Origin of the sequence: Alterotamlana spongicola (assembly GCF_035818475.1) — a bacterium.
GTDB lineage: Bacteria > Bacteroidota > Bacteroidia > Flavobacteriales > Flavobacteriaceae > Cognatitamlana.
Genome location: NZ_JAYMGV010000001.1, coordinates 792,702 through 805,617, shown reverse-complemented (window position 1 = coordinate 805,617; position 12,916 = coordinate 792,702). Strand labels below are relative to the sequence as shown.

The window sequence follows — 12,916 nt, the reverse complement described above, 5'->3', positions numbered from 1 at the left end:
CCATTTGCCATTAGTATTCAACTAATAGTTATGGCTCATGTCATCTGTTTAATATTTATCTTTTACGTTTGCTTTTACCCATTCCATACAGTCGTCAAAAGTTTCGAATATATGCTCATTAGGTACAAAATCCGGAATGATATCAATACGTTCCATCATATATCTTGGTTGTTTTAAGAGGTCAACAAATAAAGCCTCTACACCTTTTTTCTTTAGATCCTGAAGCATATCTTCCATAGCATATAGCCCAGATTGGTCCATATACTGCATGCGCCCTAATCTTAAAACTACGGTTTCTGCAGTTTCGGGTATTTGAGCATAGAGCTGTTGAAAGTCGCTGGTAGAACCAAAAAATAAAGGCCCTTTTAAATGTTTTATAAATACTTCTTCTTTTAAATTAACCGGAAAATCACCTTCATCCTCCCAGGCTTCTTCTTTTAGGGGTTTTACATCAGAGCGTTCTGCAGTAAGATCTCCAATCTTTTTCATGAACATAAGAGACGCTATGACTAAGCCAATACCCACAGCATATACCAGATTCCAAAATGTTGAAAGCACCAATACAACCAACATTACTAACACTTCTGAGCTTAATTTCAGTGGTCCCAGTTTTATATCTCTTGGAAGGTTTGGTATAGCCTTTAAGCCTTTATAATCCATTACGCCTATACCCACTGTAATGAGTATTCCGGCAAGAACAGCAGCTGGTATTCTTGAGGCTATAGGGCCTAATCCCAACAGGATTATAAATAATAAAATACCGGCAATCATTCCGGATAGTTTGGTTTTTCCTCCGGAAGTTATATTTACAACAGTTCTAATGGTAGCACCGGCACCAGGAATACCTCCAAAAACAGCAGCTATACTATTACCAATACCCTGACCAACCAACTCCTTATTGGGCTTGTGCTTGGTTTTAGTCATATTATCAGCAACTACACTGGTAAGTAATGAATCTATGGCGCCTAACAGGGCTAAAGTTAAAGCTGTAAAAATATATGGGGTTATGGTATTTATTTTAAAATCGGATATAATATCAAGATTTGGAATTGGCAACCCACTGGGAATTTCTTCTATGGGTCTGTAGTCTAATCCAAAACCAACGGCAATTCCCGACATAATAACCAGGGCGACCAACGTACTTGGTATGGCCTTAGTAATTCTTTTAAAGCCATAAATGATAAAAATGGTTCCTAAGGCTAAAATTAACTCCAGCCAATTAATGTTTTGTAATGCTCGTGGTATAGCCTTTATAGCTCCTAATGCTCCTGAGGTGTTTTTTGCAGCCAGTGTTTGGGATTCTTGTAAAATAGCAAAGGGGCCTATGTTATTAGCTCTTTCAATAGTTTCTTTAAAGTCTTCAAGCACCAAGATGCCTTCTCCAGCTTCTTCTTCTAAGATGTTTTCTAAAATGACTTCTTGAGCTTGTGGTTTAAAGGTATTGACAAATTCAATATCGTCTTTAGGATAATACCCCAGAGACGGTAATATTTGGGTTAATAAAATAATAACGCCAATAGCTGTCATAAATCCTGAAACTACCGGATAGGGAATGTACCTTATGTACTTTCCTAATCCTAAGAGACCTAAACCTATTTGCATTAACCCTGATAATAAAAATACGGTTAATATAGCCGGTAATGCTTTATTTACATCGCCATCATTGGCAGCTATAATACCGGCAATTATCACCATACTAACGGCAGTCATAGGAGCCGTTGGTCCGGATATTTGAGTATTAGTGCCTCCAAAGAGTGCCGCAAAAAAGCTTATGAAAATGGCGCCGTATAAACCGGCCGTTGGCCCTAACCCTGAAGATACTCCAAAAGCTAATGCCAGTGGTAACGCCACAATACCGGCGGTTACCCCTCCAAAAATATCACCTCTTAAATTAGAAAATAAACCTTTCATGTTAGTTTGAATTTAATTCCCTAAGTTAAATTAAAATGTAGCAATATAAAAGAGCCATTTAAAAAGAATTGCTTTTAATTTACCAGAAGGGAAACATTTAAATGATCCAAAACCGCTTTGATCTTTGAATATTTAAAGTCGTTTTTTCCTTTATCAATACACAACAGATTAACTTCGCTTATGTTCAGGTATTTTGATATACCTTTAAAAGTATTATCACTGTGTTCAAACACATATTCTATGGTATTAATATCTTTGTTAGAAGATGTGTCTGACGGATTGGTTTTACTTGCAATTTTAAAGACCTTTAGAGGTTTTTGATTTTGGTTCATCAGATCTTTAACATATTGAAACTTATGTGATTGCTCTGCATCATTTAAGGTGGCCAGAGATATTTCCTGATCCGGCTCCAAGACATTATTATCTGCCGCAATCATAATCCCTCCTTTATGGGTCTTTAAAACGTATTTGGTAATACTGTCCCCTATAAGGTTAAAGGGTTTTGATTTTCGTTTTCCTAAAACCACAATATCAGGTTGATATTCTTTAATGATCTTTCCAATTTCATATTTTATATTACCGGCAGCAAACGTATAGTTTATATTAACCTTATAATCTTTTGAAATTGAGCTGATCATGCTTTTTATTTTCTTATCGGTAGCATTGAAATCTTTGTTAATGGTTCTCATGGCCGATAACTGATTATCCTGCTCTACAATGTCTGATGGTTTTTTCACATGGAAAAATTCTATGTCTCCATTGATCTTTTTTGCTAAGCTTACGGCGCTTTTTAATGTTGTATTTGTTGCGCTCTTTAAATCTGAAAGCACTAATATTTTATATCTGTTAGTCTTCATAATGTTTTTAATTTAAGCTTAAACTTGATTTAGGCCTGGTGTTAAAAAACTCAATAAAACTTGGCGGGTTTTCAACAACTCCTCGTTTTGAAACCAGTTTAATATCTATGTGTCTTTCCTTGGCTCTAAAAGCAAAATCCTCCAGTATTTCAATAATATCATTATCCAAATATCGCGTTTTTAATAAATTTAATTCTAAATATGTATCTCTGGGTAAACTATCTAACTCCTTAAGAATAGCACCTTTATTAAAAAAAGTAACTTCTTCTGCAAGAGACATCTTTATTTTGTGTTTACCGTTGCTTTTATCTTCAATATGAAGGAAATGAGAGTTTTGGTAACTCTTCAATAGTATTACTACAATACCAACGCCTAGTCCTAATCCAATACCGTATAATAAATCTATAAATACTATTCCAAAAACGGTTACAGAAAAAGGGATGAACTGTTTCCAGCCTAATTGGTACATTTTTTTAAATAATGAGGGTTTGGCTAGTTTATAACCTACTATTAATAAAATGGCAGCCAATACAGATAGAGGGATCAGGTTAAGTAGTTTGGGTATAGCTATAACTGAAATAATTAAAAAGAAACCATGTATGATGGCCGAAAGTTTTGTTTTCCCTCCGGACTGGATATTAGCCGAACTTCTTACAATTACTTGTGTTATTGGTAAACCGCCTATTAAGCCGGAAAGAATATTACCGGTTCCTTGAGCTAACAACTCTCTATTGGTAGGAGTGACTCTTTTTAAAGGGTCAATTTTATCAGTGGCTTCTACACACAATAAGGTTTCTAAACTAGCCACCAAAGCAATGGTAAAGGCCGTAATCCAAACATCGCCTTCAAAAATTACTCCAAAATTAGGAAATGTAAACTGACCAAGAAATGAAGATACATCTGATGGAATAGGCACACTTACCAGGCTTTCGTTATTAATAGCAAGACTGTCTGAAGTCCCAAAAACGGAATAAAAAATAATACCAACAATAACAGCAACTAGAGGGCCCTGTATAAGTTGAAAGATTTTGGCTTTTTTAGTAAGTACACTGTTCCATAAAATTAGGATCCCTAAGCCTATAGCAGCAATGACAGTGCTTCCTAAATTAATGTCTGAAAAGGAATTAAAAATTTGCTGAAAGGTACCTTCTCCTTTTTGTGAAACATAACCCAGAAAGTAAGGGATTTGTTTTAAGATAATGATAAGGCCTATACCTGTTAGCATCCCTTTAATTACTGAAGAAGGGAAATAATACCCTATGATACCGGCTTTTAGTACACCAAATAATATTTGAATGACACCGCCAAGTACAACAGCTACTAAAAAGTTTTCAAAGCCGCCAAGTGCGCCTATAGATGTTAATACTATAGCAGCTAAACCAGCTGCGGGACCACTTACACCAATTTGTGATCCACTTAAAACTCCAACAACAATACCCCCTATGATTCCTGCAATTAATCCTGAAAAAAGTGGAGCGCCACTGGCTAATGCAATACCTAAACATAATGGTAATGCAACAAAAAATACGACAATACTCGCTGGTAAGTCGTTCTTAATATATTTAAACATATTATAAACAAAATTTTGCTCATGGCAAGTAATACCAAAAGCTGTTTTTAAGATTTGATAGAATGGATTAGATCTGTTAATACAGACCTTAGTTATGAATTATAATATGTTAACTTCGGGAGGGGGAGAAATTAAATTTAAATGAGGTCTGGCATATTTTTTATAAAAATACACTAAATCATTATTGGCTTTAAATGTATTAAAAGCGACGTCTGTTTTCTGTAACTCGAACCAAACAAGCTCTTTTTCTTTATTTTTTTCACCGCCTTTTTCTTCTTCTTCAGAAGCCGTGTAAAACACCGAAACATCAATAGAGTCATCAACCAAAACAATAATTGCCGGAGCTGTTACAAACAGCAAAAACAAGATTGATAGCGATAAAGATATTACTTTTTTGGGCATTTGGTTAATTTTCAAAAAGGTTAAATATAAGATTTTATTTCATTATGACAGATATTATTTAAAATCATTTAACATTTTGATGTCTTCTGAATTAACCCAACCCGTTTTTCCGTCTGTAAGTTTTATTTTTTGCCAGTCGTTATAAGATTCTACAACCTGAACTTTAGTGCCTTCATGTAACCTAAAAGCTTCTTCGCTTTTTAGATTGGGCGTACTTTTTACTTTACTTTCCTGAACAAATATAATAGCTGGATTATCTTTTTTATCCAGATTATATCTGTGAAAAGCAAATGCCAGAGTAATAAAAACAAATGTTAGAGCAGTCAGGCTTCCAACAAAAGTTAAGCGTTTTCTAATTGTTGAGTATGAAAAATAATAGAGTAAAAATAAAATAACAAAACAAAAAACCAAACTAACGGAAAGCGTGGCCCAGGAATCAAAAGACAGCTTATTAGTAGTAGTCTTTATAAGTTTTGACAGCCCGGCATCAGGAATAACATCAATGGCGTCAATGGTCATGTTTTGAGCAAAAGCCAGGTTGTTTCTAATGTCAGCATCATTTGGTGATAATTGCAGAGCTTTTTCATAATAGTAAATGCTTGGTGCAATATTATTTAGTTTGTAATTGGCATTGGCCAAATTAAAATATAAATCAGCTGAATGAAAACCACTTTCTAAAATAGCTTGATAATTGTCTATAGCTTCAGCATATTTATTATCATTATAAAATGTATTGGCTTTTTCAAACAAATCCTGGTTTTGGGAAAAAAGACCAAAACTAAATAAAAATGATAGTATATAAATGAACTGTTTCATCTTAACGTACTTGTTTATCAATTAATGAAATTGTTTTTCCTGCCTTGTCATAATCTTCCTGCATGGTTACAATATCAATGGGTGTATAACGTGCCAACTCACAATTTTCTAAGATACTATTGAAGTCTTTTATGACTTGATTTTCTACTTGCTTTTCGTTTAGAAGGGTGTTAATTTTTTCTTTACTTAAATCACTGGTTTCAATATGTAATTTTGCTTTAAGATAATTATGTAAAGCCTTTTCCAGTGCAATGTAAAAAGCTTCTTTTTGTCCTAATGATTTCTTGGCATTGCTTAAATATTTCCTTGCCAGTTTATCTGCTTTTCGTATGCGATTTCCATATACATCAGCGTCTCTACTGGCCTTTTTCTTTCTAATTACAATAGCTAATGGAATGGCTAAAAAGGGTAATAGTATCAAGTTCCAGAATAATTTGGTTTTGAAAAAGTATTCCGGTTTTATTTCTGTAAAACTAGTCTTGGTTTTTATAAATGCAAACTGATCACTGTTTAAGACTACAGATTGCTTGTTGTCTGAAATTGCTGAATTGTTGTTCTCACTTGAATTGATTGAAGGGCCACTTAACACGTCTATTACAATTTCATCAGAAGATAAGCGTTTATAGCTTTCTGTTTTTAGATCAAAGTAAGAAAATGAAATACTTGGTATGGGATACTTTCCTTTGTATTGTGGAACAATGGTATAGCTGTCGGATATGCTTCCGTGCATTCCAGATAAGTTTGTTTTTACATTTTCTTTATGCTCCGGTTCATAAACTTCTAATGAACTGGGCAGTGAGATTTTAGGAAGTTTAAAAAGTTTTAAGTTTCCATTTCCATTGACATTAATTTTTAACTGAAAGGATTCTGAAGCATCCAACTGTTTTTTTGTGGTCACAACATCAAAATTGAAGTTTCCAACTGCTCCGGTAAAATCAAGAGGCTTTCCTGCTTCCGGTAATGGCTTTACTCTAATTGTTTTATTTCCTGCAGATACGGTTTTATTAACGCGGGTCATTAAAACGCTTCCAAAAATGTCCCTCCTGTTTGTAGGAACACGTAATGAAATATCTAAACTCAATGGCTCAATATTTAGTTTACCCGTTTTTTGAGGATATAAAACGGTTTTACGTAGCACTAAGAAACGGTAATCTTCGCCGTTATACGTGCCATTTTGTACTTTTTGATTTTGAGTGTTTATATTTTGACTCCAAAAATCATTATATCTGGGAGTGTCAATTTCATTCCAGTTATCAACGGCTATTTTAGGAGAAACATACAATTTGTACACTACTGTAATGGCTTCATTTAAATACGGATTTGTTTTTGAAACCTCAGCAATTAGATGAATGTTTTCTGAAGCTAAGTATTTGGGGTCATTAGGATCTTTGGGGATGTCTACTGCAGCAGTAATTTCAATTTTCTTAGGTGTGGTTTTATAAGTTTTGTCATCAATAACTATTGTTGCCTGTGCAATAGTAAAAACCCCTCTTTTTTTAGGTGCTAAGAAGTAACTATAGGTTTTCTTATAGGATCGCACGCCATTTATCCAGGAGTTACTTACGGATTGATTAGGGCCTCCAACTACAGTGAAATTTGAAAAATCAGGCGGGTTAAAATTGTCGCCGTCCTGATTCATTACAAAATCAATGCGTAATCGCTCATTTATACCTAATTTTTGTTTACTAACCTTAGCAATAAACTCTACCTCCTGAGCAGATGCCAGGCTTGTAAAAAGTATTAATATGGATATGTATTTTATAAATCGCATAATAAATTAACGACTGTAGATTAACAATTAATGATTTTAGATTTTACCAATCTTTTTCTGTTTTAACTTTTACCCCTTTTTGTTTTTCAGCATTAATTTTTTCTTGTACTTCCTGTTCTTGATTATTCATAGCTTCAAGCAGGTTCTTAATTTGCTGCGGTGATAATTGACCGGGTTGAGGCTGAGGTTTTTGCTGGTCTTTTTTCTTATCCTTATCGCCTTTGCCATCCTCTTTTTTATCGTCCTTTTTATCATCTTCAGGCTTGTTTTCTTCATCTTTCTTATCTTCCCCGTCCTTATTTTCCTGATCTTCTTTGTCCTTTTGATCGTCTTTATTGTCGCCTTCCCCTTCCTTATCTTTCTGATCCTCGTTCTCCTTTTGGTCTTTATCGTCTTTGTTTTCGTCGTTTTTATCCTGATCCTTGTTTTTTTCTTCTTGTTCTTTTAGTTTTTTCTTAGCAACTGCTAAATTGTAACGTGTTTCGTTATCAGTGGGATCGTTTTTAAGTGAATTCTTGTAAGCTTCAACAGCCCCTTTATAGTTCTCTTTTTGCATTAAAACGTTTCCAATATTATGAAATGCTTTATGCTTTTCTTCTTTTGAATTTGCTGTTTCTACAGCTTGTTGTAATCTGAATAATGCTTCTTCAAGATTTCCGCCTTTTATATATGCATTAGCCAAATTGTAAGTGCCGGCTACTGAAGAGGGTTGTTCTGAGATGGCTTTTCTATAGGCCATTTCTCCAGAAACAAAATCCTCTTCGTCAATTAAATTATTCCCTTCATATACATGGTTATTGGCCTTTTTTATAGCCAATAATTGTGCTTTACTTTCTTCTTGTGCCAAAGAAGCTAGTGAGACACATAGTATGAGGAATGTTATTATTTGTTTCATTTTTTTAGTTCTAAATTATAAAACCTCTTCTTTTTCTAAGTTAAAAAACTTATAAAAAAATGTAGTTTCCATGTATTAGAGGTTCTCATTAAATAAGTTTAACTTTTTTAGCCATGCTGTTTTTCGTTCTAAAAGAAAAATATCTAACAACAAAAAGAAAATTCCGAAGCCTAAAAACCACTGAAACTGATCTTTAAAATCAGAGAATTGTTTGGCTTCAAATTCTGTTTTATCCATGGCATTTAAAATCTCACGGATATGTTCAACTACATCTTTTGTGTTTTTTCCATTAATATAAGCACCATGGGCTGCTTCTGCTATGTTTTGAAGCGTTTCTTCATCGAGTTTTGTAATTACGGTTTCTCCCTGACTATCTTTTTTATAATTCAGTACCACACCATTACGTTTTTCAGGAATTGGCCCTCCTTTGATATCTCCAACGCCTATGGTAAATATTCTAATGCCTTCTTCGCTTGCCTCCTCTGCAACTGCTGCTGAGGCTTCACTGTGATCTTCACCATCTGAAATGATAATGAGTACACGGTTGGTTTGTTCTTCATCATTAAAATAGGTTCTGGCCAGTTTAATAGCTTCGTTAATAGCTGTACCCTGAGATGAAAGCATATCAGTATTCATACTTTGTAAGAACATTTTGGCTGAAGCATAATCGGTGGTTATAGGTAACTGCGGAAATGCTTTTCCTGCATATGCAATAATGCCTACACGGTCACTAGCCAAATTGTTTATGATCTGGGTGACTAATTGTTTTGATTTCTCTAATCGGTTTGGTGCAATATCTTCAGCCAACATACTTTTAGATACATCAACGGCAAAAACAATATCTACGCCTTCACGTTTAACAGTCTCTAATTTGGTTCCTATTTTTGGATTTACCATGGCTATGGTCAGACAAAGAAATGCCAGACTTAACACAATAACTTTTAAAACTCCCTTAAATACAGATCTATTGGGACTTAATCGCTTTAAAAGCTTTTTGTCGGCAAACTTATTTTGTGCTTTATATCTCCAAAACTGAAGCACCAAAAAGAGAACTATTATTACCGGAATAATACTCAATGCCCAAAACCATATTTTTTCTTCTAATTGATACACTTTTACTGTTTATCTATTAAGCTGTTATATTATAATTTAAACGAAACTTCTAAAAACTGAAAAACGCATGAGTAACTCCAGAAACAATAATAATCCTGCCAGCAGTACTAACGACCTGTATTTTTCTTCATAGTTATAAAACTTGAATTCTTCTATTTCAGTTTTTTCCAGTTTGTTTATTTCATCATAAATTTCTTCTAATTTTTTATTATTTGTTGCTCTAAAGTACTTGCCTCCTGTTACTTTGGCAATTTCTTTTAGTAAATCTTCATCAATTTCAACCTGAGCTCTGGCATATTGAAAATTACCATTGGGTAAGATAGCGACTGGTGTTAAAGCCATTCCATTAGTTCCAAGCCCAATAGTATAGGTTTTAATACCATACTCTACAGCCAATTCACTGGCTATTTTTGGATCTATAAACCCAGTATTATTTACACCATCTGTCAATAAAATAATAACTTTACTTGATGCTTTACTATCTTTTAACCGGTTTACTGAAGTAGCTAAGCCCATTCCAATTGCTGTTCCTCCTTCTATAATAGTATTGTATTTTATACTTTTTAAGGACCGTAATACAATACCTTTATCACTGGTTATCGGCGTTTTTGTATAACTTTCTCCGGCATATTCCACTAGTCCAATCCTGTCATTAGGCCTGCCTTTTATAAACTCTGCAGCCACCTTTTTTAAAGCTTCCAATCTGTTTGGTGATAGGTCTTTTGCCAGCATACTTGCCGATACATCAATAGCCATGACTATATCTATACCCCGGGTGGTTTTTGTTTTTGTTGACACATCAACAGATTGTGGCCTGGCCAAAGCGGTAATAAGTAATGCCAGAGCCAATAACCTTAAAAGAAATAATAAGTGTCTTAATTTAGGTAACCAGGAACTGGTAGTTTTGAACCCTTTTAAACTTGATATTTTAAGTTCTGCCGTCTGCTTTTGATGTTTAAAGATATACCAAAGTACTGCTAAAGGAAGCACTAATAACAACCAAAAAAAACTTTTATTTAAAAATTCTATACCCTCAAACATTATTCTGCTTCTTTAAGTTCAACTGAATTTAAAATGCGTCCTACCATTTGTTCTGCATATGTATCAGTTTCTTTATGGAAAATCATAATTTGTTGAATTACGTTTTCTGCCGTAAAACCTAAAATCATATATTTCCCTTTTTCAATCTTATCACTATTTGGAATTACAGGGACATCCATAGTTCCATACACTTTTAATCCCTCAGCACCATTAGGTGTTATATGTTTTTCTTTTTTAGTGATAATATTTTGTGCGCCCGCGGTTTCAAACATTTTTAAACTTCCATCAATGGCCTGTTGTATATCAATTTTCTGTTTGTCTGCATTTTTAAGTTTAGTAGTTGCTACTGTTATTTGAAATTTATCAATCAAACTTCCGTAAGCAAACTGAGTTAATTCCATTTGTTGAGCTAATTGCTCCGGAAGCTCTGGAGTTGTTCTTTTTAACACCTTTGGTGTGGTAATTGTAATTGGTGGAAAACCATATTGACTGGTTACCCATTGGCCTTCTAAAAGTTCTTTACTATCATGCCCTATAATAGTATCTTTAACATAGGTGAACCCGTATTTAATAGAAAACCCGGTAAGGGTTACTAAGAGCAGAAAGACACTAATGGCTGCTGTTAACCATACTTTTTTACGTTTCTTTTTACGTTCTTGTTCTTCTCTGTATTTCTCATCAAGAAGCTTTTCTTCTTCTGTAGGTTCAGGCAATGCTTCTTTAACATGATCTATTTCAACATCAATAGTGTTTCTATCAATCTTAGCCAATTCAATATCCGGGGCTGATTTTGCAAATTTCACTAAATCTGCCCGTTGCAAAATGCTTTCCAGGTTTTTAATGTCTTGATCACTTAAATCAACCTGATTTCCTTCTTTAAGTAAAAGAAGTCTCTCTATCAATTCATTGGTTGTACTTTCTAAAGCACGGTCATATACTTTTTCATCAAGATATTTTCTGATTATGAAAGTCAGTTCAGAATAATAATCTTTTAAATTTTCATGTTCCAAATAATGACTTTCATCCAGTTTCTTTAATGCCAATTTTGCCCGGTCATAAGGCGGAAGTAAAGCAATTTCCTCTTCTTCTGTTAATGGTTTTTTGCGCCATATAAACCAATACAGTGTATAGGCGATGATTCCTAGTATCAATAATATAATCAAAAGGTATTTCCACCAGTTGCTTCCTGTTTTTTTAACAGCAATAATGGGCTTAATATCATAGAGCCCTTGTGTGCTATCTATAGCAATATTATTGACTTCAACCTTTAAAGAATCTGTAAAAAAGGTCTTATCGCCGATGATGATTTTTTGCCTGGGTATGGTATAAGCCCCCGAGTCAAATTGTGTTAGCCCGTACTTTTTAATCAGGTTGTATTTGTCTTGATGCTTTAAAGTATCTATATCATAAGATTCAATCATTTCTAAAGGCGCAAATGTTTGCCCTTCAGGAAATACCACTAAGTTTGTTGAGTCTGTTTCTACCTGAATATGGTAAGTAATCTGCTCGCCAATTTTAATTGATGTAGAATCTATGGTAGATTTTACTTGAGAAAAAGAGAGACTAGAAAAAAGAAAAAAGAAGAAAGAAGAAAGAACCAAAGACGGAAGACCGAAGATGGAACATTTTCTATTTATAAATCGTAATTCGTTAATCATAAATCGTAATTCTTTTATCCTCTTCTTTTAAAATATCCTAAGAGCTTTTTAACATAGCTTTCATCCACACGACAGTTAATAGTTCCCGCACCGGATTTAGTAAAGCTCTCTTTATAATAATTTACTTTGTCAATATAAAACTGAGTGTAATTTTGACGTACTTTTTTTGATGATGTGTTTACCAGCATATATTCTCCTGTTTCTTCATCCTGCATTTGAACGATACCTAAATTTGGTATAGCTTCTTCGTGTTTATCATAAACCCTGATTCCGGTGACGTCATGCTTTCCTGAAACAATTTTCATGGTTTGATTGTAGTCGTCCGCAATGAAATCAGACAATACAAAGACAATGGCTTTTTTCTTCATAACGTTTTGCATGAATTTTAAAGCTTCTGCCAAATTGGTTTGTTTACTCTCTGGTTGAAATTCTATAAGTTCTCTGATAATACGGAGTACATGTGATCTCCCTTTTTTTGGCGGGATATATAATTCTACCTGGTCTGAAAATAAAATTAAACCAATCTTATCATTATTTTGAGTTGCTGAAAATGCTAAAGTAGCGGCAATTTCGGTAACCACTTCGTTTTTAAACTGCTGTTCTGTACCAAATAATTCTGATCCTGAAACATCAACCATTAGCATCATGGTTAATTCACGCTCTTCTTCAAAAACCTTTACATAGGGCTCATTATAACGTGCCGTAACATTCCAGTCAATATTCCTAACATCATCACCAAATTGATACTGCCGTACTTCACTAAAAGTCATACCACGACCTTTGAAGGTAGAATGGTATTCTCCTCCAAAAATATGATCAGACAATCTACGTGTCTTGATCTCAATTTTACGTACTTTTTTTAGTAATTCTTTAGTATCCATC

The 12,916-nt window shown here is 34.0% G+C and carries 11 protein-coding genes; all 11 read right to left on the bottom strand.

Features of this window, described 5'->3' with window-relative positions; translation table 11 throughout:
• Window positions 1–48 precede the first annotated feature (48 nt).
• The 11 genes from VOI54_RS03470 to VOI54_RS03420 all read right to left on the bottom strand — a co-directional run bounded on the left by VOI54_RS03470 (window position 49) and on the right by VOI54_RS03420 (window position 12,915).
• Complete coding sequence (locus VOI54_RS03470) at window positions 49–1,911, bottom strand: SulP family inorganic anion transporter (RefSeq protein WP_326281326.1); 1,863 nt, start codon at window positions 1,909–1,911, stop codon at window positions 49–51.
• Between the two features lie 74 nt (window positions 1,912–1,985).
• Window positions 1,986–2,768 carry a universal stress protein gene (locus tag VOI54_RS03465; RefSeq protein ID WP_326281325.1) on the bottom strand — a complete coding sequence of 261 codons (783 nt, stop codon included), beginning with the start codon at window positions 2,766–2,768 and terminating at the stop codon, window positions 1,986–1,988.
• 7 nt (window positions 2,769–2,775) lie between these two features.
• Window positions 2,776–4,338 (bottom strand): SulP family inorganic anion transporter, encoded by a 1,563-nt coding sequence (locus VOI54_RS03460; RefSeq protein ID WP_326281324.1) that lies wholly within the window; start codon window positions 4,336–4,338, stop codon window positions 2,776–2,778.
• Window positions 4,339–4,437: 99 nt separating this feature from the next.
• Window positions 4,438–4,740 carry a hypothetical protein gene (locus VOI54_RS03455; protein ID WP_326281323.1) on the bottom strand — a complete coding sequence of 101 codons (303 nt, stop codon included), beginning with the start codon at window positions 4,738–4,740 and terminating at the stop codon, window positions 4,438–4,440.
• Between the two features lie 54 nt (window positions 4,741–4,794).
• Window positions 4,795–5,556, bottom strand: coding sequence for an SH3 domain-containing protein (locus VOI54_RS03450; RefSeq protein WP_326281322.1), 762 nt, complete (start codon window positions 5,554–5,556; stop codon window positions 4,795–4,797).
• Window position 5,557: 1 nt separating this feature from the next.
• The gene (locus tag VOI54_RS03445; protein ID WP_326281321.1) at window positions 5,558–7,327 is read right to left on the bottom strand and encodes a BatD family protein; all 1,770 of its coding nucleotides are present in this window, start codon (window positions 7,325–7,327) and stop codon (window positions 5,558–5,560) included.
• 43 nt (window positions 7,328–7,370) lie between these two features.
• Entirely contained in the window at window positions 7,371–8,222 is an 852-nt protein-coding gene (locus VOI54_RS03440; protein WP_326281320.1) for a tetratricopeptide repeat protein, read from the bottom strand.
• A 75-nt stretch (window positions 8,223–8,297) separates the two neighbouring features.
• Window positions 8,298–9,335 carry a vWA domain-containing protein gene (locus tag VOI54_RS03435; protein ID WP_326281319.1) on the bottom strand — a complete coding sequence of 346 codons (1,038 nt, stop codon included), beginning with the start codon at window positions 9,333–9,335 and terminating at the stop codon, window positions 8,298–8,300.
• A gap of 36 nt (window positions 9,336–9,371) precedes the next feature.
• A complete protein-coding gene (locus VOI54_RS03430) occupies window positions 9,372–10,376 on the bottom strand; it encodes a vWA domain-containing protein (protein WP_326281318.1) in 1,005 nt (334 codons plus the stop codon).
• Window positions 10,376–12,034 (bottom strand): hypothetical protein, encoded by a 1,659-nt coding sequence (locus VOI54_RS03425; protein ID WP_326281317.1) that lies wholly within the window; start codon window positions 12,032–12,034, stop codon window positions 10,376–10,378. The genes VOI54_RS03430 and VOI54_RS03425 overlap by 1 nt, the downstream gene beginning before the upstream one ends.
• A 14-nt stretch (window positions 12,035–12,048) precedes the next feature.
• Window positions 12,049–12,915, bottom strand: a complete 867-nt coding sequence (locus VOI54_RS03420) for a DUF58 domain-containing protein (RefSeq protein WP_326281316.1) — start codon at window positions 12,913–12,915, stop codon at window positions 12,049–12,051.
• Window position 12,916 lies beyond the last annotated feature (1 nt).